Raw genomic sequence first — 24,476 nt, forward strand, 5'->3', positions numbered from 1 at the left:
AAGGCAAAGTATTCGGATATAATCCATTTATTTTGATTAACTTACTTTTTGTTAGGGTGGGATGTTGGATGTCTAAGCAAGTTAAATCTAATTCCTGTTTGGAGACGGATAGTTCCAATATCTGCGAGGTATTGCAAATTCTTGGGGCCAAGTGGGCTTTTCTTGTACTGAACGAATTGCTTCGCGGGCCACAGCGATTTAATCAACTGCAAAGAAATGTAGCTGTAGTTAAGACGCAGTCCCTCACGGATACACTCCGCCATTTGGAGCATAATGGTCTTGTCTTGCGCCAAGTCTTTCCTACTGTACCTGTAACTGTGGAATATTCATTAACAGAAAAGGGATACGAATTTCAAACCGCGCTGAATGAAATGAATAAATGGGTGGAAAAATGGGGGAAGTCTCAGCAAGTAAACAGTGAAACGAGCATTTCTTCCTAACAAGCGAAGCTTGCCGCCGGTATAGAGCACAACAGAGGGGATAAGCTGCGCCTGAGCTGATCGTATATGAATTCATATTTAACTAGCTCGCGACCGAAAAGTCGCGGGCTGTTCTTTTCTTATTTAAATACCGGAAGTAAAGCCTTTCCGCGCCGATGTTGGAGCAGGAAAGCAAAACCAGTTCATCGAATATGATATACCTTACAAATTATATCTTGTAATAATGCTGAATTTACAAATTAAAGGAGTTAAAAATGAACCACGAGGAAATCAAGCAACGTATTAGAGATTACCAGCAGGCAGATGGCGTGCAACCCCTTACTTGCGCAAATAACAATAAACACGAGAAATTATACCCCAAAGTTCTTGAAGAAGGGTTGGTTCTTCTTTGTCCTAACTGCAATTACACGCAGACTTACATCCCTGATTTATTTTTCGAATCTCGCTTTTATGAGTGGCTGCGAGGCATGAAGAGCTTGATTTAAGGAGAGAGCGGAAGCCGGTTATCCTTTCTTTTTCCAGCACATAAGTAAATCCACGTTATATTTGTATTGAATCTATATGGCGCTAAGGAGAGAAATGGACACAATAACACACCTTTTTATGGGATTAAGTCTATATGGCGCGGTCGATAAGGGCAACATGACGAAAAAAGAACGGTATGCGCTACTGTTCACAACAGCGACGGGATCGCAAATTCCAGATATCGATGTGATTTCCTCCTTGTGGGATACGGCAGGACGCTATCAAATGTGGCATAGGGGTTTGACGCATTCGGTCTTCCTGGTACCGGTTTGGGCGGCCATCATCACAGGGATCAGTAAGCTTCTTTGGAAAACTCAGCGAATTCGTTTAATCCTGATGATTGCGCTTCTCGCTGTGTTTATTCATGACACAATTGATTTATTTAATGCATGGGGGACGGGTTATTTTGAGCCGTTCTCACCAATGCGGGTTACGTTTGGCACTATCCCAATCGTGGATCTTGTGTTTTGGGCATTTATGGGGGCCGGGTTGCTTACTGTTCGATTCGTCAAGAATCTGAGCCTGCCATCGCATCGCATCCATCAGCTGGTTTGGCTGTGCATGGCTCTGCATGTAGCGGTACAATCCGCGCAAGGAGTTCAACTATATAAGCAGTATATCCATCAATATGAGCAGGTGGCCCTCGCCGCTGATTTTGTTCCAGGAGTATTTACAGTAATCGGCAAGAAGGGGGAGAACGTGGATTTGTTGCGCGCTACCTTATGGGGAGGAGCTTCTCTTCAGACACAGCTTGTATCGAAAGAGAACTCTGACCTGGAGAAGCTGTTCGCCACGAATACCAAAGCCCGAACTCTCAAAGAGTGGTCGCCATTCGTTGTTGTAGTCGATGATGATAAGGTTCTTGGGGTATACGATCCACGCTTTTACCGGAACGGTGAATCGTTTTTATTTGAATATATCGAAAAACAGTAGGAGCAGTGCAGTTTAAAATCGCATTCAACTGAGGAGTGTGAACCCATGAATTGCACGAAAATTCCGGTTAGGTCGTTCAACCCCAAACGCCCGGGGGCCCTCGTCGGGGTCATGATAACCGTTTCGGAGTACCTTGCCGTACTTTACGGGAGTATAGCAGAGGCGAAGGGCTCCGATTCTTTTAACGGTCCTTGTGCCGAGTGCAGTGGAACCTTGACGTTGCCCGAGATCGACCATGGCCGTATGATCGCCCCCGAGCTGTCTCTCAAGAACGGTGCCGTCCTCTTGTAGGCCGGAACGAATTGCGCGCCGGTGCCGAGAATAAAGCAGCTAGCGGCGATGCTTGGAATCGAAACAGAGTGTCAGGCATGCCGGGGAACTCGCTTGAGCAAGGGTGTATCGGGTATCCAAATTGCCGGAATTACACTCGCTGAAGCTCACAAACTACCGATCGCAGAAATGCTCACCTTCATCAAGCACCTGCGGGAGTCGATGAACGCGCATGAGTTCGAGCTAGTCAGCCCCATCATCACTCATCTTTCGCCAATGCTTCTCTACTTGAGCAAAATCGGACTCCGGACGCTGTCCCCGGTCATCACGACGAGCGGTCTAACGATACGAATGCTTAATGTCCGTGAATGGAATTGCGATAATCCGATATCAATTATCTTTCAAAATTTCTTTATCCGAGAGCAGTTTGCCGCCGCGGCAGCTGCTCTTAGTGTTGTTAGGCAAATTGCAGGGGACTTCCAATGAGCGATAATGACGATAATCGCAAAATGTGGATTGAAGGCGGCCATTATGGAAGCACAAACCTTAACCTGAAACTGGAATATGAAACTACAACTGACCCGTTTTGGCTTCGGGCAACTCTGTTTCAAACAAGGCAGATTGGCTTTAATAGGAGGTAGTCCATAGGAAAAGGAGTGTTTGAAATGTCTTCTATAAATACACTATACGTTTCTGTATCAACCAAAAGTCTGGATAGGGAAGCTTCTAAGAATGAACAGCTTGAGGTCCGCGGGACAGAGGAAGAGCTCGAAACGCTGCGTCAAATGCTTGAGCAACTACAGCGGGACGATGAAGTGACTCAATTCAGAGCTCCAATACCGTATAAATCCGCCGATCACGATAAAGCAACGGATCAGTTTAACGATGATATGCTCAAACTTTATCAATTCATTTACATTTTGGGAACTGACAAGACGAAGGCTCATATTCATGATATGAACATACTTAATAAGCTGCAGAATACCGATTACGAACATCCCGGCTACGAGCGTTAATATTAGAAAAATACCAAAATAAGCCTTCCGGTTCGATGGAAGGCTTATTAGCTTAAACGCTTTGTTTTATCATGATATTCCACGACTGCCGTTGTATAGTAACTGGGTGTACTGAGGACGGGAAATTTTTATCCATAATTAGTGAGACCTTCGAGAACTATTTCGATTGTTGATTGATCCGTTCATCTATTTCTGATAGTATCTGTTTTCCTAATTCCTCAACCCCAGAAAAATTCGTTGCGCTTACATAGAAGGCTTTAATTTGCGAATCAATGGCTTCAGCTGACGCTAAGCAGGAAGTGGCTTCCTTCATTTTGGCTGAGTACCGTTCTTTAATTGCGGCGATTTCTGCTGCGTATGCTTCATCGGTACCGGGGGACATTGTGAGCGTATACATATCCAAGATTTCATCCCCGTTGCGTTCAGGAAAGTATTCATGAGGGGCCGTACTGTCAAAGATAGCTGTGCTAAGCTCAGGGAAAATCAGCATATCAAGGCTGTTCGGATCGAAACCGCAATGAAAAACCTGGACTTCTATACCGTTCGTTTCGGCAGCGGCAGCAAGCTTTTTGAGCAATGTCGATTTTCCGGAGCCCGGTCTTCCTTTAATGAAAATCCTTCTCTCTAACGGCATCGTCAGCCGTTGAATGAAATCGAACGCACCTTTCGGGGTTGCTGCACCAAAAAATAAGTGACGACCGCTTATCGATGTCGTTTTTTCATGTCCGGCGTATAATTCTTGGATTAATCCCTGCGCAACTTCGTCAGCCTTCTCGAAATCCATGCTCTCGATATAATAGCTTTCCCATTCGTCATGAATCTTCAATGCAGTCAAGAAAGTCTCATAAGCCTTGTCATAGGCAGCGGCAAGCTCAGCTTGTAGCTTTTCGATCTTGGATAATTGCTCAGAGAGAAGAAGTCTGCTGTCAACGGCCTGCCCAAGATCGATTCTGATCACTTCACAATCCGGAATTCCCTCACAAACACGCCCATCGACAAGACCAACCTTAAGTTCGGTGGCGATGATGCCATCCAGTTCGTTTGGCCGAAGCGGAGAATGAAAGCATTGCACATGCTGACCTTTCTCCAATAAATGATCCGATATTTTTCGAAGAATGGTGGACTTCCCCGTTCCTTGAGGACCCGTGAGGACGAAAATCTTATTCAGTCCATCAAAGGCGGAATGATATAAGAAATGGGCTCCGCGCGCTGTATTGCCTCTAGCAAAATAATGGGATGATTGATCGGTCAACCTGAAACACTCCTTTGTACCTGATCTTTACACCAATAACATAGTGGGCCGAACAGGATGTATGGGATAAATAGATAAATGCCTATGGTTTTTGTATATTCAGGAAAGTGATTAGAGGTGAAGGGACAAACATCGCGTGTAGCATTGCAGCCGGCGTGAATTGGTACTGGGTACGAAGGTCTTTTTACAGAGTTCGTAGTTGAGCTTTATTGCTCGAAGAATATGGAGTAAAGGCCATCCCTCCAAAATCACGGAGCACATGCACACCTGAAAAAATAAGCAGCCCCCATGATTCAGTAGGCTGCTTAGCATAGCGTGAGGCGACTGTCGGAAGGGCTTGAAAAGATGGCTAACCATTAGGTTCATTCATAATAGCTGGCCACCTAGTTGGAGCAATCAGATCGACAACCGCTTTAATTTTAATATGGGCAAAATCGATATCCGGCACTGCATCTATGGACAAACGGTCTGTTTGGAGCATGCTCAGCATGCCAGGATAATGTTTCTCAATCTCTTGAAGGCGATTGATGGCCGTTTCGAAATCGTGATGCGACGCGTTGACGGAACCGATGATACACTTGTTTTTAACAACCATTTCCCGATATGTCTGATCGCTAGGGAGGTCTAGGCGGTCACTGCCCGGTGTAACCCCAAGGAGCGCCAGAATCCCATTGTTGTTGAGCAGTGGAATTGCTGCATAACCTAGTGGGGCGTGACCGCTGCATTCCCAAATCATATCAAAGCTCATGCCCAGTTGATTCCCATATTCCGTCAATCTGGAGAAAAATGTTCCGTCGGTTGAGGATTCGGCTTGCCGGTAATGCCCTCCGATCGAGCGAATGATCGCCGCATTCAAGCTTTCGGGGTCTGATTTGGACCATACATACGTATCAAATCCAAGTACTCTGCATGTCAGAGCCGCCAAAATCCCCAACGGACCGGAGCCCGTAATAAGTACGGTTCGCGGCTTCCAAATCATGCGCTCTTGAATCACCATCGTCTGATTCCAGACTTTCTCCACGATGCTTTGCGGTTCTACCAGAACACCATATGGCATGCACGCATTGGGAACTCTGACGACGTATTTCGCATTCTCTACGACATATTCACATAGAAAGCCATCGGCTCTTGCAATTCCATGTTCGGTATAGTTGCCGGTTTGACAGAAATCCTGCCGTCCATGATGGCAATTCACGCACGCTTCTTCGCCGCAAGGTCTTCTTACAAGCGCCGTCACAAGATCTCCGGAAGCAAATCCGGATTCGATGCCTGCTTCCGCGACTACGCCTAGCAGCTCGTGCCCGATAACCATTTCCAACTTCCCGCTTGGGAATCGGGCAAAGTTCTCAACGATGATTTCCCGGTCTGTCCCATCGAGCCCGACACAGAGCACTCGAATGACTACGTCCTCCGGACCGGTCAGACTTGGTTTCGGGATATCCCTCACTGTAACTTTCACCCGGGACTCTTCGTCTCTGATCGCAACCGCTTTCAACGCCATCACTCCTTGTATTCAACTTTTACCTTCTATAGCGATTATACATGAATTTAATATGTGTGAATCTTTGTTTTTCGTGTGTTATTTTTGTAAGTTCAACTGAGCACACTTGTTTTTCGAACATGGTAGAGGAATAATGAGAGAGTATCCTAAAATGATAAGGCGGTGTTCGAATTGGTTCAAATGGGCGCAGGAATTACAACTATTCAGTTAGGCGCAGCAAATAATAGCAATCCATTCATTCCGACAATCCTATGGGATGATAAAGACGTCATTCTCATCGATACCGGCATTCCCGGTCAACTAGAGCAGATTCGTGCTGCTTTTCAGGAATTACCGGTCCCTTTTGAGAAATTGACCAAAATTATAATTACCCATCAAGACATGGACCACATCGGCAGTTTGCCGGCGCTCATTCAGGCCTTCGGCGATCAAATTCAAGTGTATGCCCATGAGAAAGCTGTCCCTTACTTGGCTGGGGAAATTCCGCTGGTTAAAAGCAACAGAACCGCTCCTCCTGTCAAGGTCGACGTTATTCTGCAGGACGGCGACATGCTACCGTTTGCCGGAGGCATTCAAGTCATTTATTCTCCCGGCCATACGCCGGATCATACTTCTTACTACCATATCCCGAGTAAAACCTTGATTGCCGGCGATGCGCTCACATCAAAGGACGGCGTACTCCAATCCTACAATCCAATTTATACTCCCGATCAAGATACGGCGCTTGCATCGATTTCCAAATTCCAAAAGCTGGAGCTTGATGCGATCATTACGTTCCACGGCGGTCTCTGCACCGACAACCTGCAGGAGCGTCTTCAGGAAATCATAACAGCCGGACCCGTAGTGAATCAATAATTCCCAAATGAGCAGGCGGCCTCAGTCCTATTGGAATTCGGACCGAGGCCGCCTTGCTGTCTATAAATTTATATTACATACAATTTGCCAAAAACAGTTGACAATTAATAGGGATCAGAGTTAAGATTCTAGACAAATAGATAACCAAGTAACTTAATCGGTTTTATTGAATTAATATCAACATAAGTCGACCGTATCAACGGAGACGTATCGCATGAACGTAATTGTTCTTGCTGTACGTCTCTTTTTTATTGCTTTCCATAAGAAGAAAGGAAGATATTTCATGAAATCAAACCAATTAAGCTGCTGTTCCGCCGTTCGAACGGAGGCTCAGCCGGCAACCGTCACACCTCCAAGCACAATCACTTTGCTACATAAGGAATTGATAACACGGATTGATAAGAAAGAGCAGCTTCAAGCAGAAAGCATGATTTATTTGTCGGGAGGCGATTTCTTAATGGGCACCGACGATGCCGAAGGCTTCCCGGGTGATGGGGAAGGCCCGATTCGAACGGTCGAGCTTTCGCCTTACTATATCGATGCCTGCACGGTTACGAATGAGCAGTTCGCCAATTTCGTCCGGCAAACCGGCTATGTGACAGAGGCGGAGAAGTTTGGCTGGTCATACGTCTTTCATTTATTTGTTCCAGACAAAGTGCGAGAAGAGAACGCAAAACCGGTGCCCAATGTACCGTGGTGGCTCGCTGTGAATGGGGCTTGCTGGTATCGGCCGGAAGGCGGAGGCTCTTCCATAGAAGAACGTTTCGATCATCCCGTTGTTCATGTCTCCTGACACGATGCTTCGCAGTATGCGAAATGGGCCGGCAAACGGCTTCCAACGGAAGCGGAGTGGGAATATGCGGCTCGCGGAGGCTTAGTACAGAAGCGCTACCCTTGGGGCGATCTTCTAAAACCTGGCGCAGAGCATCTATGCAATGTGTGGCAGGGAAAATTCCCCGAGAAAAACCATGCCTCCGACGGCTATGCCGGTACTGCACCTGCCCGTTCGTTCCCGCCGAACGGTTATGGCTTGTACAATACAGTCGGAAACGTATGGGAATGGTGCTCCGATTGGTTTACAGCTGCGCCGGCTGCGAACGGAAACCGGAAAAACCCGCGAGGGCCTTCTTCCGGCGATAACCGAGTGATACGCGGAGGGTCGTATTTATGCCATAAGTCTTACTGCAATCGTTATAGAGTTGCTGCCCGCAGTTCTAATACGCCGGACAGTTCAACAGGGCACATGGGGTTCCGCTGTGCTGCGGATGCCTAAATCTATTCATTTGAATCAAAGGAGATGATTAGCGGCATGCAAATGGTAACTCGTCACCAAACGGGGAGAAGAAGGAAGCCTGCATGGTTGCATTATCGATTGCGCAAAGAGCTGTGGTGCTGGGCTTTTGTCGCGCCGCAGTTGGTACTGTTCTTGTTATTCACGGTGTACCCAATCGCAATGAGCTATGTATATGCCTTTTTTCATTGGAACGGATACGGTCCTCTACGGGATTTTGTCGGTTTCGATAATTTCAAGGAGACGCTTCTTGATCCGATCTTCTGGAACGCTTTTCGCAACAGTATTGTGTTTATGATCTGTTTGGTCGCTATACAAGTACCGCTGGCTCTCCTCATGGCGCTTCTGCTGAATGCAAATTGGCTGAAAGGGAAGGTATTTTACCGTATGGTTTACTTCTTACCTGTTGTAACGACCACAGCGGTTGTCGGCTTAGTGATGCGATTTGCATTTGGTGCCTATAAAGGGCTAGTGAACGAGGTACTGCTGTGGCTCGGATGGATTGAGCGACCTGTGGATTGGCTCGGATCCATTGATACGGCACTGGGGATTGTCATTGTGGTTGGCATTTGGAAAACGTTCGGGATGAAGCTGGTGTATTGGTTAGCGGGGATTCAATCGCTGCCCAAGGAATTGTTCGAAGCGGCCCGCATCGATGGAGCCTCCTCTTGGCAATTGTTCCGATATCTGACAATACCTCTGCTGCTGCCGGTCGGGAGCGTGATCGTCCTGATGTCAGCCGTCAATGCGCTTCATGTCTTTGATCTAGTTAAGACGATGACGAACGGTGGCCCAGCCTTCAAGACGGATATGGTCGATGTGTATATTTACCGCTACGCATTCTCCGGTAACGGGGAAGCACGGGTCGGCTTCGCATCAGCTGCAGGCGTTTTGTATGGTATTGTGGTTATGCTCATTTCAATCATGCTGGGGCTATTCGTCAAATGGACTGGCGGACGTAAGGCGTCTGGGCGGTTATAGGAGGGACTCAATTTGAAAAAGAATCTGGTGCGTGTACCGCTAGTTGCTCTGCATGCTTTGTTGATCGGCCTTGGTATTGTGTGGATTTATCCGTTTATTTGGATGATTGCCGCATCTTTCAAGACGAATAACGAATATATCGCTTCAGGCATCACGCTATTACCGCAAAAGTTCCAATTTGCTAATTATAAACGGGCATGGGAGACAGCACATTTCTCCGTATATTTCTGGAATACACTGATCGTTACGGTTTCCGTTGTGCTAATCGTACTCGCCGTTTGCTCGCTGACCGGTTACGCCATAGGGAGGTATCGGTTCAGGGGACGGCTGTTGTTCGTAACGGCTGTCACAGCGACGATGTTCATGCCCAAGGGATATACGATTATCCCGGTTTATTCACTTGTAAATGCGCTGGGACTCAACAATTCCCTTTGGGGCGTTATTGTGGCCGAGGCTGGCAGTGGGCATATCTTATTCATTTTGCTATTCGTCGCTTATTTCCGCGGACTTCCCAAGGAGATGGAGGAATCTGCAGAGATTGACGGCAGCGGTTTCTTCAGGACGTTTGCGAGCATTATGCTGCCAATGGCAAAGCCCATCATCGCAACGACAGCGATCATGCAGTTTATGTGGACGTGGAACGCCTTCCTGCTGCCTCTCATTTTCACACTCAGCAAACCCAATTTAAGGACACTCGGTGTCGGTATGTTTCAATTCGTTGGTGAAAATACGATGGACTGGACGGGAATGGCTGCTGCGGCAAGCATCTCTTTACTGCCCATCCTGACTGTATTTATATTGCTGCAGCGCTATTTTATTGAAGGAGTCTCAGGCGCAATTAAAGGATGAGCTTAGCGAAACAGATTTACAAAATAGAGGAGGATCACCATGAAAAAGAAACGGATAAATAGATTAAGTGCTTTGGCGCTAGGAAGTGTTGTGGTTCTCTCTGCCTGCACAGGAAACTCCGAGAATCATGAACCATCGAAGAAAGACGAGCAAGAGGCGGTCGTTACGGTATGGGGAGGAAGTGATTTCTTGAAGGGGGACGACAGTCCCGGTCAGCGTATGGTTAAGGAGTTTAATGAGAAAAACAAAGGCCACATTCGGGTTGAAGCCCGCTACATGCCTTGGGCTGAATACAATTCTGCCGTTCAGGCGGCGGCTACTTCAAATGAGCTTCCAGATATTTTCCAAACGCCGCAAAATACGGATATACGTACTATCGTAGCAAATGGTTGGGCACTTCCCTATGACGGTCTTGTTTCAGAAGAGTGGAAGAAGCAGTTTATTGCAGGCTCCTTTGCCGAAGGTGTTAACGTAATTGATGGAAAAACCTACGCGTGGCCGCTTACCGGACCGCAGCTGAGTTCAATTCTGTATTATAACAAGGATGTACTGCAGAAGGCGGGACTTGACCCGCAGAAACCTCCGACAACATGGGATGAGCTGCGAAGTATGTCAAAAACGATTACAGACAAAGGAAAAGGCGACGTATACGGTATCGTCTTCGGCGGCGGTGAGAGCGGAGAAGCATCCGGTATCGGGAAATTCGTAAGCGCGCTGAGCGCGGGCGTTGACCCACAGGCCGCTGATGGGTTTAATTTTAAAACCGGCCAATACGCCTATAGCTCCAAAGCAACGCTCGACGCTTTCGATTTCTTGCAAAAGCTTAAAGCGGACGGTAGTATACTGCCCTCATCGTTTACATTGAAAAGCACAGAAGCGAGTGTACTATTCGGTCAAGGTAAGGCAGCATTTCTGATTGATGGCCGTGCCCGTATGTGGATTGCAAAGAGGGATACGCCGGATGTTAAACTGGGACTCGCTTCCGTACCAACGCCAACCGGCAGCAAGCCAACCTATTACTATGTGCAGGCCGCCCCGAACGGCTATCTCATTTCGTCCAAATCTAAAAATGCGAAAGCCGCTGCGGAATTTATCGAGAAAGGCTTCGCCTCTCCGTTATTTTATGAAAAGTACCTCAACAGTGGTGTAGCTTTGACACCAATCGAACGGATTAATGAAAATAAGGCGCTGTATCCGTATCCGGAATTTGAATCGTTCTTGAAACTGCATAAAGAAGATTTAAAGCTTCGCCCGGATTACGCAATTCTTAATCCGCAGACCGCCAAGGTCATCGTGGGACTTGGCAATCTCTCACAGCCGAAAATCAAGCCGGCATTCAGCGATATTTTGCAAGCTGTGCTTACGGGTGCTGAGAAAGATGCTGCACCTTTGCTGAAAGCTTATGATGAGAAATTAAACAAAGGCCTGGATGAAGTTGTGAATAAAGTGAAGGCATCAGGTGTACAGGTGAGCAGAGACGATTTCACTTTTCCTAATTGGAATGCGAGTAAAGATTATTCAGCGGAAGATTATAAGCAATTAATCAAAAAATAAATTCGAAGTGGAGCTGCATTCTGTGAACCACAAGCCGAACATTTTGCTTATTACCAGCGACCAACAGCATTGGAATACAATCGGAGCCTTCCAACCGGAAATCAAGACGCCGAATCTGGATCGCTTGGTCAAGGAAGGAACAACATTCACTAGAGCTTACTGCCCCAATCCGACGTGTACGCCGACACGCAGCTCCTTAATTACAGGACAATACCCGAGTCAGCATGGCGCATGGTCGCTTGGGACTAAGCTTTCTGAGAAGGTGCATACCGTCGGCGAAGACTTCCAACAAGCTGGTTATGAAACTGCGCTGATCGGGAAGGCGCATTTCCAACCACTGACCTCGACGGTGGACTACCCGTCAATTGAGGCATATCCACTACTGCAGAATTTGGATTTTTGGAAGCAGTTCAACGAATCGTTCTACGGCTTCAAGCATGTAGAGCTTTCACGGAATCATACGAATGAGGCTCATGTTGGTCAGCACTACGCCCTATGGTTAGAGGAGAATGGCTGCACGGATTGGCGCAACTATTTCCTTCCACCGACTGGCACGATGGATCCAAAGCAAGCCCACAAATGGTCAATTCCTGAACAATATCATTATGACGCTTGGATCGCTGAGCGCACCAATGCGCTGCTGGAACAATACCAACAAACAGATCAGCCATTTTTCTTGTGGGCAAGCTTCTTTGATCCGCACCCGCCTTACCTTGTACCAGAACCATGGGATACGATGTACGATCCGAATCAGTTGACGCTTCCGAAGCTGCAACAGGGAGAACATGATGCGAATCCGCCGCATTTTCGGTTAACACAGGAGAAGAAGCCGGATTTCTCCCCGTACCGGGAGTCCGGTTTCGGAATGCATGGATTCCGTTCTCATGTACATAATGAGCATGAACTGCGCAAAAATATCGCGGTGTACTACGGGATGACGAGCTTGATGGATAAGTATATCGGACGTATTCTCGACAAGCTGGATGAGCTCGGTCTTGCTGAAAATACGCTCGTCATATTCACATCCGATCACGGCCATTTATTCGGCCACCATGGTCTCATTGCCAAAGGTCCGTTTCACTATGAAGATCTTATACGCGTTCCAATGATCGCTCGTTATCCCGGTCAGATCCCAGCAGGACGTGTGTCGGCTTCCATGCAATCACTCGTTGACTATGCGCCGACCCTGCTAAGCTATGCAGGTCTGCCCATTCCTTCCTCCATGACAGGGAAAGACCAACGGGAGGTTTGGAATGGAAGTCAGGACTCAGTACGTGACCATATCCTATGTGAGAATCACCATGAACCGACAACCATTCATTTAAAAACATACGTGAATGAGCGTTACAAGCTCACAGTTTACTACAATCAAACCTATGGCGAGCTGTTCGATCTGCAGGAGGATCCGCAGGAAGTGCGGAACCTCTGGGATGAACCGGAACATCAGGCATTAAAATCAAGTCTGCTGTTAAAATATGCATGGGCAGAGCTCGGGAAAGAACCCATTGTCATGCCTAGAATCTCTCATGCTTAATTAGAATTTCCATTAACTTTTTCATTGATAAAAAGGAGATGCATACATATGGCAAACGCGCAAAAAACTTCACAACCGAATGTCATCGTATTTTTTACGGATCAACAGCGCTGGGATACAACAGGAGCACATGGCAATCCGCTGGGACTTACACCTAATTTCGACCGCATGGCTGCGCGAGGCACGCATCTGTACCATTCGTTCACTTGTCAGCCAGTATGCGGTCCTGCGCGATCGGTCTTTCAAACGGGCCTCTATCCAACGACGACAGGTTGTCATCGCAATTCAATCCCGCTGCCGGAAGGAACCCAGACGCTGGCACATTATTTCCGTGACGCAGGATACAAGACCGGATACATCGGAAAGTGGCATCTGGCCGGCGAGAATCCGGTTACCGAGCCGAGACGAGGCGGTTACGAGTATTGGCTTGCGGCGAACGCTTTGGAAATGACATCCGATTCTTACGATGCCGTTGTTTATAATAATGACAATGAAAGAGTAAAGCTGCCCGGTTATCGGGTCGATGCGTTGACTGACGCGGCCATTCGTTTCGTCGATAAGGAGAAAGAGAACCCTTTCTTCCTGTTCCTATCATTCCTGGAGCCCCATCATCAAAATCATCGGGACGACTATCCGTCGCCAGACATATATCAAGAAGCCTACACCGGCAGATGGACTCCACCTGATTTGGCTGCGCTAGGCGGTACGAGCGCACAGCATTTAGGCGGTTATTACGGAATGGTAAAAAGGCTCGATGAAGCTCTGGGCCGGCTATTCGACGCAGTCAAAAGCTTGGGACTCGCCGAAAATACCATTATCTTGTTCACTTCCGACCACGCTTGTCATTTCAAAACACGTAACAGCGAGTACAAGCGGTCATGCCATGAGAGCTCCATTCGTGTACCGACAGCGGTAATTGGTCCAGGGTTTGACAGTCGAGGGCAAATTCGAGAGCTTGTCAGCTTGATCGATCTGCCGCCTACGCTGCTTGATGCGGCAGACATTCCGATACCGGAGTCGATGCAGGGGAAATCGATTCTTCCTCTATTACGTCGGGAAACTGCAAGTTGGCCGGACGATGTGTATGTACAGATCAGCGAAGCGCAGACTGGAAGAGCGATTCGAACGTCGCGATGGAAATATTCCGTGTCCGCTAAAGATCCTATTGGAGATGTACCGACTGCTGATTCCTACGTTGAAGAATTTCTATACGATCTTCAATCGGATCCTTACGAACTGACGAATCTGATCGGGTTCGAATCCCATCGCGAGGTCACAGCTATTTTGAGAGAGCGCCTGCTCCGAAGATTGGAAGCGGCAGGTGAACCGAAAGCTGTCATTGTCGAGGCACAAAGTAAGCGGAGCGGGCAGCGACGCGTATCTGAATTCGAAACACGTGTGTAAAGAGAGGAGAATGACGATGAGTAATTCCGTCCTTATTATTTCAGATGAACACAACCCATTTTATTCTTCTGTATACGGACATCCGTTTCTTCGCACGCCGAATATGGAACGGCTTGCAAGCAGAGGTACGGTTTATGAAAATGCTTATTGCCCATCGCCGCTTTGCAGCCCAAGCCGCAGTGCATTTTTTACGGGTAAGAGAGTTCATGAGCTCCAAAACTATAGCAATTGCAATCTGGCCTTGAAGACGGATGCTTCTTCCTACGGCAAAGTGCTGGGAGAGCAAGGCATTCACACAGTCTACTTCGGCAAATCGGATGTTTATGACGATATTGAACGTCTAGGCTTCTCGGAGCTCCATTATACGAAGGAACGGCAGCAGCCAGGTGATGTCAATTTCCAACGCAGGCCGCTTGCCATCCGTAAGGGGGCAGCCCAAAGAGCGAACGGTTATGGAGTGAAAGTGGATGCTTTCGTCTCTGATTTAAAGATTATGGATGCGGCATTGGAGTGGTTGCAGGATGTCGCTCCTACCCTTACAACACCATGGAATCTAACGATTAACTTGATCAATCCTCATTTCCCGCAATGGAACACACAAGCTTATTGGGACCTGTACCCGGAAGCTGCTGATCTGCCCCGATACGGTGTCAATGAGGAGAGTGCCAATCATCCGTATGCCAAGGATTTGCGCGAACATTTTGAAGCGGATTTGTTTACAGAGGAGCAAATACGCGGACTTCGACGCGGTTATGCGGGCAACGTCGCATTTATCGACGATCAGCTTGGAAGGCTGTTGGATGCGGTAGATGACACTGGGTTAGCAGAAACTACGCAGGTGATCTATACCTCGGATCATGGCGAAATGATGGGTAAATTCGGGATGTGGTGGAAATGCTCTTTGTATGAAGATTCGGTGCGTATCCCTTGTATAGGAGCAGGACCCGGTTTTGCACAAGGCATTCGGGTAACGACTCCTGTCGATTTGCATGACGTGCAAGCTTCGTTGTTTCACGCTGCTGGTGTGACAAGACCTGTTGATTGGGCAGGAAGCCCGTTGCAGCAAATCGCCGTGGAAGACAACGAACGGATCGTTTTTTCCGAATACCACGGTCACGGCACCCGTTCGGGCGCTTATATGATACGCAAAGGAAATTGGAAGCTTATTTCTTACATGGAAGCACCGCATCAGTTGTTTCGCCTAGATACGGATCCGGATGAGCTTTGTAACGTTTATGAGCAATATCCTGAGAAGGCTGCAGAGCTTGATGCGGAGCTGCGGCGAATATGCTCACCTGAGGCGGAGAATGAGAAAGCGCATCGTTTCCAAGAGAAGCAAAATGAAATGCTTCAGAGCTTCATAGCACGAAAATAGTTCCTAGAGAAGGAGGGAAGCGGATGAAAGAATATCATCATGAGTTCGCCGAATATCTGTTCCACACCCCCTCTGAATTCGAGAAGAACGGAGGGTTATGGATCATTCGGGCTGGGCAGAACAGGGCAAAATCGAACTACCAGGTTGGTCCTAGAGTGATCGAGTGTTACTCTGTTCATGCTGTGATAACTGGAAGTGTTTCTTTACTGCATGGCAATGAAACCGTTCAACTGCGGAAAGGTGATCTATTCTGTCTTTACCCTGGGATTCGATACAGTTATCACCTCGCACAAGCCAATGACGATCAGCAGTTAAGAATGTATTGGCTGGCCTTCCAAGGAAATCAAGCAGAGTCTTTTCTTACTCGCATCGGTTTTAGTAAAGAGAAGCCATATGTCAACCAACGGTGGATGCCTGAACATAGCCAGACGATGAACCGCATTCATAACATGCTCCGAGTCCGTGCTGAGTATGACGAAGTGATTCTGCAACTGAAGCTGTATCAGCTTTTTGAATCGCTAATCGGCAAGAAAGAAGAGCAAACGAAGAGCCCTGCTAATATCGATTGGCTGGAACGGTGCAAACAATACATGGATACTCATTACATGGAAGGCATTGCCGTCACCAATGTTGCAAAAATTGCTGGCGTACATCGATCCCATTTGTATCAAGAGTGCATCCGCCTACTCGGCTTTAGTCCGATGCAATATTTGATTAAGCTGCGTATGGAGAAAAGTATAGAATTGCTGAATGACGGAGAAATCAATATTACGGATATCGCACTTTCAATTGGTTACCCTGACGTTTACTCCTTCTCACGGGCGTTTAGCAGATATTATGGAATGTCCCCGAAGCAATACCAATCAGGTGAAAGAGCAAGATCTAAGCACATAAGGTGATTGAATATCATTCAATGCTTAAGTTCTAAGTGTTCATTATGCCAACAGGAATGACATAAACCTTTGATATTGAAGAATTTGCAGGAGACAAATTGCTAAACCTGTGGCAATCAAAATGACATTTACCATTCGCGCTTCAATCCGTTAAACTTGTAATACCAAGTAGTTCTCTGTGTTTTAGTGGTTTTGGTTAAACGGGAGAGGGGGTTCGGGCATGAAAAAGAAACTGAAAGTTGGCGTGATCGGGATCGGCCATGTAGCTGCCATTCATCTTGAGGCCTACCGCGCTCATCCTGAGGTAGAAATTGCCGCACTGTGTGATACTATCCTTGAAAAAGCGAAGCGCGCGGCACTAGAGTTTCATGTCCCTAGTGTATATGCCGACTATCGGGAGCTTCTCAAGCAGGAGGATCTCGACTTTATCGATATCTGCACGCCGAATGCGTTTCACGCGATTATAGCCACTGAAGGCTTACATGCAGGAAAACACGTGTTTACTGAGAAGCCTGATGCCATTGATGTTGAAGGAGCGCTTCAAATGGTCGAAGCGGCCAGACAGTCAGGCAAGCATCTCATGGCTATGCGCAATAATCGGTTTGCGCCAGGCGTACAGTTTCTGAAACGGTTTATTGATCAAGGGCTGCTAGGCGAAGCGTACACGGGCCGCTGCGGTTGGCTGCGAAGACGCGGAATCCCCGGTAAAGGCGGCTGGTTTACGACACGCGAGATCTCCGGTGGCGGACCGCTTATCGATTTAGGCGTTCATTTCATCGATGTTGCCATATGGCTGATGGGTAATCCGAAGCCAGTCAGTGTTGTAGGAGCAACCTATGCGAAGTTTGCGGAAACCACCTTGTCAGATTCCATACATAGCGGCTATGGCGAGAAGCAGGAAGACGGGACCTATGATGTGGAGGATTTGGCGTCTGGATTCATACGCTTTCATAATGGGGAGACGCTGCAGCTTGAATTCAGCTGGGCTTCAAATGTCGAGCAGGAGGAGTCTTTTGTAGAGCTGCGGGGTACCAAGGCAGGATTCTCGCTGCGCAAAGGAGAGGTGAAGCTCTACTCGGAAATTGCGAATACAATGTGCATAACGGTACCTGATTTATCCAAGGCGAAGACAGGTGGCAATCACGCGAAGCATCTACATCATTTTATTGACGTCCTGCAAGAGAGAGCGGAGCCTATCATAAGGCCAGAACATGGCGTTGACTTGATACGTATTTTGTGCGCGTTATATGAATCAGCTCGAACAGGCAGAGAAGTCAGGCTGGATGAGGAGAGAGGAAACCGCCTTGAAACAGAAATTCGCCCTTCAACTGCATACGTTACGGAAAGAATTTGAGCAGAAGAGCGGAATTGCCCCTATGTCTTTCATAAAGCAATATCCGAATCGAATCCCCTACATTCACTTAAAGGATATGACGCGAGGGGACAATGCGGAATTCACTGAAATTGGAACAGGAAGTATTGATTTCAAACCTATTCTCGAATGGGGCGAGAAGCATGGCATCGAAGGGTATGTAGTCGAACAGGATCAATGCAAAGGCTCGGCAATGGACAGCGTGGCAATCAGTTATGCCCAATTGATACGCCTTTCTAGAGACCTAAGTTGGGTAGATGATATGAAGGAGGAGGACAGGTGGGCAAACCCAATATCTTGATCTTTATGACTGATCAGCAACAAGCAGGGGTCATCGCTCCAAATCATCCTTGTCAGATGCCGAATGTTCGAACTTTGGCGGAAAATGGCCTTACGTTCACGAATGTATATACGACTATGACGCACTGCTGTCCTTCTCGCGCCTCCTTCATGACAGGGAAATATCCTTCGCAGCATGGCATTCATAATAATGTGTGCAATCCAGCAGCGTTACGTCGTGGGCTTTACCCGGGCGTCACGACATTCTCAGAAGGCCTCAAGTCGGCAGGGTACCAGCTCTACTATTCTGGCAAATGGCATATTTCTGCGGAAGAAAATCCCGTAGATCGAGGCTGGGAAGAGCTGTTCGTAACGGCAGGAATGGATGTGGTGATGGGTACCACCATAGCAGGTTGGCAGGAAAAAGAATACATTGATCAGAACGAACCAAGGCAACAAGGAGAAATTGTAAGACCAGGCTGGGGCAATTACAAGCTTTACGGCACTTCGACAGTGGAGTATGAGAAAACGAGAGATTATCAAGTGGTCAAACGTGCGGTTGAACAACTGGAAAAGTTGAACGAAGACGATACACCATGGTGCATGTATGTGGGGGTAACGGGACCACATGATCCTTTTCAAATCCCCGATAAGTATGCTCGGCTCTACAATCCAACTGAGATCCCGCTTCCGCCGAATTATTACGATTCCCTTCGTAACAAGCCTGGGATATACCGACGAATGCGCAAGATCTGGGATCAATTATCCGTGGAAGAGGTTACAGAATCCATTGCTTATTACTGGGGTTACTGCACGATGATTGACGACCTGTTGGGAGAAGTACTCGAGGCTTTAAACCGAACGGGTCAAGCAGATGATACCCTCGTGGTCTTCTTGTCTGATCATGGTGAAAATGCCGGAGCGCACGGCTTGTATTTAAAAGGAGTCAGTCCTTTTGAGGAAACGTACCGACTACCTTGTGTGCTTCGCTGGCCTAACGGAATCACACAACCGGGGAGAGAGATCGATGCACTGACAAGTATCATGGATTTTGCACCGACTTTTCTGGACGTAGCTGATGCAAGAATGTACATACCATCGGATTCAAAGGGACTCAGCCTGACGGATTGGTTGGACGGCAAGGAGCCGGCAATGTGGAGAAATGCGTTGTTCACACAATGCAACGGTGTAGAAGTGTATTACATGCAGCGAATCGTCCGAACGGAACGCTATAAGCTGATCTATAATCCGACGGATGTCGATGAGTTGTACGATTTGCAAGAGGATCCTTACGAGCTTATCAATATGGCGGATGAACCGGAGCTGCAGGAAATTAAACGATCATTGTGGATGGCGATGTGGAGAGAAGCCGCTGATGCAGGGGATGTCATCTTCAATCAATATCCGACAGTGGCATTAGCAGAATGGGGACCGGCGTGTGCCATTGGTAAAACCGTACAAAGGAACTTGAGAGGAGTAAAAGAATGAAACCGAATAAATGGATACACCTAGGTCTCACCGCTGTGTTAGGCATAGGAGCATTAACAGGCTGCGCTGGGGGAGGCAAAGAAAATCGTTCTTCGGCTGTAGCCGAACAAGCTCAAGAACCCGTATCAATCAAAGTTATGACCATCCATTATGAAGATCAGCCTCCGATGGAAGGTAACCAAGCTAAGGAATTTATTGAGAAGAAACACAATGTGAAGCTCTCCATGGAATTAGTGCCAGCTTCGACCTATGATGAGAAGCTGAATGTCACGATGGCTAGCTTGGACCAGTATGACTTAATCCTTTTGAAATCAGGTATTAAGGATCCTAAATTCGAAAAATTGGCAAAACAAGGCGCATTCTACGATCTGACTTCCTTAGTCAAGGGGAAAAAGAATTTGGAGCAAAACATTCCCGAAACGGCATGGAAAGCATCCAGTGTCAATCATAAGATTTATGCTATTCCTAGACCACAATACGATTATGGGAACGGTTCAGCCAATGTGATCATGCGTAAAGACTGGCTTGACCGCTATGGCCTAAGTGTACCGAAAACGATGGATGAGTTTACGAATGCCTTGCGTGTATTCCGTGATAAAGACCCCGTTGGTGGGGGGAAAACCATTCCCTTCGTAACGTTCGCTGCCGGGGCGGATGACGCCAAGTCTGTTTTTGGCGGAATGGCACCGATTAAGTTTGCATTTGGCATGCCAAATAACTACAGAATTGAGAATGATAAAGCGGTATACGCTTTGGAGACGAAGGAATATAAGGATTACCTGGATTGGCTGAAGCTGGCTTGGAGCGAAAAGCTGTTCAATAAAGACGCTACTTTGCTCAAAAATCAACAGAATAAAGATAAGTTTCTGGCAGGCGAAGCAGGTGCGTTGATCTACCATGTAGGTTTGCTTGGCAGTAACAACTATGACAAACTCAAGACTGTAGACCCGAAGGCTGAAATGGTCGTTCTGCCTACAATTGAAGGACCTGACGGAAAAAAAGGCGTCAATCAAAGCTTGGGCTTCTTCGGTTCGTGGGTGATTCCATCTACGGTATCGAAAGAGAAAGCGGAGCGGATTGTCGAATTTCTGAATGCTCAAGCGGCCCCTGAATATGAGTATTACCGCAATGGCGGGATTAAAGGCGTCCACTCCACTGACATAAAAGATGGGATCGTCATTCGAACTCCGGAACAAGAGAAGCTTAGCGAAAAGGAAAAGCCTGCAACCTTCTTGCTGTTATGGCCGCTTGACCCTTATAACTACGCGAATTCAACGGATCCGCAGGTGAACAAACTGCAACGTGGCATATTGGACAGTTTTAAACAGATCGGCGTACTGGATACGTTCTCCGGGTTAATCTCGCCTACCGACCAGAAAAATCCAGATCATGAGAAGAAGGTCGATGCATCGGCGGTCAAATATGTGACCGGGCAAGCTGGATGGGATGTCGTACAGAAAGAAATCGCATCTTGGCAGCAGAACAGCGGCAACCAAATTGGAAAAGAGCTAATGGAGCTTTATAAGCAATAATGAAGCTAACTAAGACAAAGAGAGGTAAACACTGATGGCAGTAAAGTGGAGAAGCAATGCATGGCTCTATGTATTGGCCGCTCCGGGCATAATCTATTTCTTAGTATTTCATTACTTTCCGATGTGGGGGGTATGGATTGCCTTTCAGGATTACAGCCCATTCTTGGGAGTTTTCAAAAGCGAATGGGTCGGTTTGAAGCACTTTCGCAACTTTCTGACCCATGATGATTTTCCTCTCTTGCTGAAAAATACGCTGCTGCTTAGTTTGTATCATTTATTCTTTTATTTTCCATTTGTTTTATTTATCACCATCATGCTTAATGAGCTCCGGTGGATGATCTATAAGCGGCTTATACAAACGATATTGTACCTGCCGCATTTCATTTCCTGGGTTATTATAGCGGGAATCACATTGGTATTCTTCGGGCCTTCCGGTGTAATCAACTATTATATTGGTGGCGAAGATTCCATTCCGTTTCTTATCAGCAATGAGTGGTTTCGTTCGATGACGGTGCTGCAGCACATATGGAAAGACTTGGGTTGGGGGACGATCATCTTTCTTGCCGCAATAGCAGGGGTAAATCCCGAGTTATTCGAAGCGGCTACCGTAGATGGTGCCGGGAGATGGCGTCGCATTTGGCATGTGACGCTGCCCGGCATTCGCAGCACCCTTGTCATTCTGCTGTTGCTTCGTCTTGGACATTCATTGGAATCGAATTTCATGCAAATCTTTCTCATGTCCAATGCGATGAATCTGGAAGTATCCGATGTGTTTGATCTTTATGTATATCGTGTAGGGTTGCTTGGCGGGGATTATAGCTTTGCCACTGCAGCGGGGTTGTTTAAATCGATCGTTGGTTTGATTTTAGTTTTATTGGCTAATAAAGCTGCCAAAGCGATAGGGGAGGAAGGGATATTTTGAGTAAACAAACCTCCCTATTTGATCTTGGCAATGCCGCTATGTTCTTAATGTTAGGATTGGGCGTGGTCGTTCCGTTTCTGTACATGATCGCGGTATCTCTCAGCTCCACACTGGAATCCGCAGGCGGGCATTTCTATTTTATTCCCAAAGACGTTATGCTGGATGCTTACCGATATCTGTTTTCCACGAATCGCTTCGTACGGTCGTTAGGTAACTCGGTATACATCTCTGTCGTAGGAACATTCATTAATTTATTCGTTTCCATTTCGCTCTCCTATGCGTTGTCTAAGAAGAAACTGCCGGGACGTCGGAGTATGCTGATGTTTGTTTTCATTACCATGCTGTTCGGTGGAGGACTGATTCCTCATTATTTACTGATCAAGTCGCTGGGTATGATTAATACGTATTGGGCTTTGCTGCTGCCAGGAGCAACAAATGCGTTTACCGTTCTAGTCATGAAAACTTTCTTTCAAACTTTACCGGAGAGTTTGGAAGAAGCAGCTCGAATCGACGGGGCAGGAGAGATTCGCATTATGATGTCAATCGTATTGCCGTTATCTAAGCCGATTCTAGCGACCTTTTCATTGTTCTTCATGGTTCATCATTGGAATGAATTTTTTGGTGCTGTGATTTACCTGAGTGATGCGAGCAAATGGCCGATTCAGGTGCTGTTACGCCAGATGGTTGTGGGAGGAACGGCTGAGATTGGATCCCAGAGTTCCCTCGAGGAAGAGATGGCCACATCGATCGGTAATAATGTGAAAATGGCGGCAATTTTAGTGGCTATGCTGCCTATTGTGGTAGTCTATCCTTTTCTGCAGAAATATTTCGCTAAAGGCGCGCTGGTTGGATCAATCAAGGAGTAAAGCCTTTTTACATGGTTTATATAGACAAAATGTTAAAGTGAAACCAGCACTTTTGCTATCCCATCTTTTCCATAAAGAAGATATGATATATTAAACCGAGTAAACTACTATGATAAGTAGTGGATGAGGGAATATCATGGAGAGGTGACCTATATGAACAAGAAAAGGATGTTATCTACCGCAGTTGCAGCACTTGCCGCGATATCGTTTACTTTCGGAGGGATTTTCCCGGGTAAATCGAACATCGCCAATGCTACGGTCAATCTGACAAACTGGAACCCTGGGCATTATCTGTTGGCTAACGATAAGTTATCGATTAGTAATGGGGATTTTGATACTTGGCTAACTCAGCGAAGCACGGACGGCACACCGATCTTCAGAGGCATACAAAAAAAATACAGCTGGAATGAACTCGAAGTTCCCAATGCCTCTCAGCCTGGCCAATTTGTCTATGATTTCTCCGAAATTACCGCTGATCTTAATCACCTTGCAAGCTTAACCGACTCGAATGGCAATCCCGTTCCATCCAAGCTGGTGATTCAGCTTCAAACCAAAGCATTCGGTGAGGGGGAAACAGCGACGCCAGCGTATATCCAAGGTAGTTACTATGGCGGTGGAGTGTATGAGACAGCCACGGGCTCCTATAACCCTATTCGATGGAATGATAACGTGCGCGATCGGATCAAAGCGCTGTATGCCGCACTGGGAACGAGATTTAACGGGAATAGTACGTTGGAATCGGTGATCTTATCGGAAACGGCACAGTCCAACCAACCCGCGAATATTAATAGCCAAAGCATTTCGCCGGCCTTTTCTTATTCCGTTTATACCAGCGCGATAAGCGACGAAATTGCCGCACTCAAAGCCGCATTCCCGAATACGGTAACGATCCAATTTACCAACTTTCCGCAACAAAGTCTTAGCGGGCTTTTTGCAGCGGAACTTGCGAATGGGGTTGGTTCTGGTGGTCCAGATATTAAAGCATATTCCGCCATTAACACCAGCTTAATCGGAACCAACACCGCACCGGGCGCTTATTCCTATTATGCCAATGCATGGAATTATAGCAGCGTTCAAGGACAGACACTGGCAGGCATCGTACCACTCGGTACTGCCGTTCAATCAGCGGATTATTTCCAAGATGATGCCAAAACAATCCCTGCTACTATTAACGATTTGTATAACTTCGGCCACGATAAACTGCATCTGAATTATATTTATTGGTTATATAACGCTAATCGGATTAACGATGTGGTGGATTTCTTACAAACGAAGGTAACCTCAACGGATAAAGCAGGCGGACTGTACCAGACACTCCCTACGGTTTATCAATAAAGCGGTTAA

Annotated in this window: 23 protein-coding genes and 1 pseudogene; 22 read left to right on the top strand and 2 right to left on the bottom strand. The window is 47.0% G+C overall.

Annotation, left to right across the window (positions count from 1 at the left end; translation table 11 throughout):
• Positions 1 to 68: 68 nt before the first annotated feature.
• The 6 genes from PUT07_RS16155 to PUT07_RS16180 all read left to right on the top strand — a co-directional run bounded on the left by PUT07_RS16155 (position 69) and on the right by PUT07_RS16180 (position 3,184).
• Positions 69 to 440 carry a winged helix-turn-helix transcriptional regulator gene (locus PUT07_RS16155; protein ID WP_274469210.1) on the top strand — a complete coding sequence of 124 codons (372 nt, stop codon included), beginning with the start codon at positions 69 to 71 and terminating at the stop codon, positions 438 to 440.
• Positions 441 to 694: 254 nt separating this feature from the next.
• Positions 695 to 925 carry a hypothetical protein gene (locus PUT07_RS16160; protein ID WP_274469211.1) on the top strand — a complete coding sequence of 77 codons (231 nt, stop codon included), beginning with the start codon at positions 695 to 697 and terminating at the stop codon, positions 923 to 925.
• A gap of 94 nt (positions 926 to 1,019) precedes the next feature.
• A complete protein-coding gene (locus tag PUT07_RS16165; RefSeq protein ID WP_274469212.1) occupies positions 1,020 to 1,898 on the top strand; it encodes a metal-dependent hydrolase in 879 nt (292 codons plus the stop codon).
• Positions 1,899 to 1,943: 45 nt separating this feature from the next.
• Complete coding sequence (locus PUT07_RS16170) at positions 1,944 to 2,189, top strand: hypothetical protein (RefSeq protein ID WP_274469213.1); 246 nt, start codon at positions 1,944 to 1,946, stop codon at positions 2,187 to 2,189.
• A gap of 93 nt (positions 2,190 to 2,282) precedes the next feature.
• Complete coding sequence (locus PUT07_RS16175; protein ID WP_274469215.1) at positions 2,283 to 2,654, top strand: hypothetical protein; 372 nt, start codon at positions 2,283 to 2,285, stop codon at positions 2,652 to 2,654.
• Positions 2,655 to 2,833: 179 nt separating this feature from the next.
• Positions 2,834 to 3,184, top strand: coding sequence for a hypothetical protein (locus PUT07_RS16180; protein ID WP_274469216.1), 351 nt, complete (start codon positions 2,834 to 2,836; stop codon positions 3,182 to 3,184).
• Between the two features lie 157 nt (positions 3,185 to 3,341).
• On the opposite strand, the gene PUT07_RS16185 is transcribed toward PUT07_RS16180, so the two are convergent.
• Together PUT07_RS16185 and PUT07_RS16190 are read right to left on the bottom strand one after the other, a co-directional pair.
• On the bottom strand, positions 3,342 to 4,436 hold the full coding sequence (locus tag PUT07_RS16185; RefSeq protein WP_274469217.1) for a hypothetical protein: 1,095 nt from the start codon (positions 4,434 to 4,436) through the stop codon (positions 3,342 to 3,344).
• Between the two features lie 349 nt (positions 4,437 to 4,785).
• On the bottom strand, positions 4,786 to 5,931 hold the full coding sequence (locus PUT07_RS16190) for a glucose 1-dehydrogenase (RefSeq protein WP_274469218.1): 1,146 nt from the start codon (positions 5,929 to 5,931) through the stop codon (positions 4,786 to 4,788).
• A gap of 186 nt (positions 5,932 to 6,117) precedes the next feature.
• Here PUT07_RS16190 and PUT07_RS16195 point away from each other — a divergent pair, with 186 nt between their 5' ends.
• From PUT07_RS16195 to PUT07_RS16270, 16 genes and pseudogenes are all read left to right on the top strand, one after another.
• Complete coding sequence (locus tag PUT07_RS16195) at positions 6,118 to 6,792, top strand: MBL fold metallo-hydrolase (RefSeq protein WP_274469346.1); 675 nt, start codon at positions 6,118 to 6,120, stop codon at positions 6,790 to 6,792.
• A 283-nt stretch (positions 6,793 to 7,075) separates the two neighbouring features.
• Positions 7,076 to 8,065: pseudogene (locus PUT07_RS16200) on the top strand (formylglycine-generating enzyme family protein).
• A gap of 36 nt (positions 8,066 to 8,101) precedes the next feature.
• Positions 8,102 to 9,064: a carbohydrate ABC transporter permease gene (locus tag PUT07_RS16205; protein WP_274469219.1), complete on the top strand. Its 963-nt coding sequence runs from the start codon at positions 8,102 to 8,104 to the stop codon at positions 9,062 to 9,064.
• A gap of 12 nt (positions 9,065 to 9,076) precedes the next feature.
• Entirely contained in the window at positions 9,077 to 9,913 is an 837-nt protein-coding gene (locus PUT07_RS16210; RefSeq protein ID WP_274469220.1) for a carbohydrate ABC transporter permease, read from the top strand.
• Between the two features lie 39 nt (positions 9,914 to 9,952).
• Positions 9,953 to 11,467 carry an ABC transporter substrate-binding protein gene (locus PUT07_RS16215; RefSeq protein ID WP_274469221.1) on the top strand — a complete coding sequence of 505 codons (1,515 nt, stop codon included), beginning with the start codon at positions 9,953 to 9,955 and terminating at the stop codon, positions 11,465 to 11,467.
• Positions 11,468 to 11,489: 22 nt separating this feature from the next.
• Positions 11,490 to 13,001: a sulfatase family protein gene (locus PUT07_RS16220; protein WP_274469222.1), complete on the top strand. Its 1,512-nt coding sequence runs from the start codon at positions 11,490 to 11,492 to the stop codon at positions 12,999 to 13,001.
• 48 nt (positions 13,002 to 13,049) lie between these two features.
• Entirely contained in the window at positions 13,050 to 14,405 is a 1,356-nt protein-coding gene (locus tag PUT07_RS16225; protein WP_274469224.1) for a sulfatase-like hydrolase/transferase, read from the top strand.
• Positions 14,406 to 14,421: 16 nt separating this feature from the next.
• On the top strand, positions 14,422 to 15,780 hold the full coding sequence (locus tag PUT07_RS16230; protein WP_274469225.1) for a sulfatase-like hydrolase/transferase: 1,359 nt from the start codon (positions 14,422 to 14,424) through the stop codon (positions 15,778 to 15,780).
• A 23-nt stretch (positions 15,781 to 15,803) separates the two neighbouring features.
• The gene (locus PUT07_RS16235; protein ID WP_274469226.1) at positions 15,804 to 16,679 is read left to right on the top strand and encodes an AraC family transcriptional regulator; all 876 of its coding nucleotides are present in this window, start codon (positions 15,804 to 15,806) and stop codon (positions 16,677 to 16,679) included.
• 214 nt (positions 16,680 to 16,893) lie between these two features.
• Positions 16,894 to 18,027: a Gfo/Idh/MocA family protein gene (locus tag PUT07_RS16240; RefSeq protein ID WP_274469228.1), complete on the top strand. Its 1,134-nt coding sequence runs from the start codon at positions 16,894 to 16,896 to the stop codon at positions 18,025 to 18,027.
• Positions 17,978 to 18,346: a sugar phosphate isomerase/epimerase family protein gene (locus PUT07_RS16245; RefSeq protein WP_274469229.1), complete on the top strand. Its 369-nt coding sequence runs from the start codon at positions 17,978 to 17,980 to the stop codon at positions 18,344 to 18,346. The genes PUT07_RS16240 and PUT07_RS16245 overlap by 50 nt, the downstream gene beginning before the upstream one ends.
• The gene (locus PUT07_RS16250) at positions 18,325 to 19,812 is read left to right on the top strand and encodes a sulfatase-like hydrolase/transferase (protein ID WP_274469230.1); all 1,488 of its coding nucleotides are present in this window, start codon (positions 18,325 to 18,327) and stop codon (positions 19,810 to 19,812) included. The genes PUT07_RS16245 and PUT07_RS16250 overlap by 22 nt, the downstream gene beginning before the upstream one ends.
• Positions 19,809 to 21,344, top strand: a complete 1,536-nt coding sequence (locus PUT07_RS16255; protein ID WP_274469231.1) for an extracellular solute-binding protein — start codon at positions 19,809 to 19,811, stop codon at positions 21,342 to 21,344. Before PUT07_RS16250 ends, PUT07_RS16255 begins: the two co-directional genes overlap by 4 nt.
• Before the next feature lie 34 nt (positions 21,345 to 21,378).
• A complete protein-coding gene (locus tag PUT07_RS16260) occupies positions 21,379 to 22,266 on the top strand; it encodes an ABC transporter permease (RefSeq protein WP_274469232.1) in 888 nt (295 codons plus the stop codon).
• Entirely contained in the window at positions 22,263 to 23,132 is an 870-nt protein-coding gene (locus PUT07_RS16265) for a carbohydrate ABC transporter permease (protein ID WP_274469233.1), read from the top strand. The genes PUT07_RS16260 and PUT07_RS16265 overlap by 4 nt, the downstream gene beginning before the upstream one ends.
• A 153-nt stretch (positions 23,133 to 23,285) precedes the next feature.
• Complete coding sequence (locus tag PUT07_RS16270; RefSeq protein ID WP_274469234.1) at positions 23,286 to 24,467, top strand: hypothetical protein; 1,182 nt, start codon at positions 23,286 to 23,288, stop codon at positions 24,465 to 24,467.
• Positions 24,468 to 24,476: the final 9 nt, after the last annotated feature.

It is taken from the genome of Paenibacillus sp. MAHUQ-63 (assembly GCF_028765165.1).
GTDB lineage: Bacteria > Bacillota > Bacilli > Paenibacillales > NBRC-103111 > Paenibacillus_E.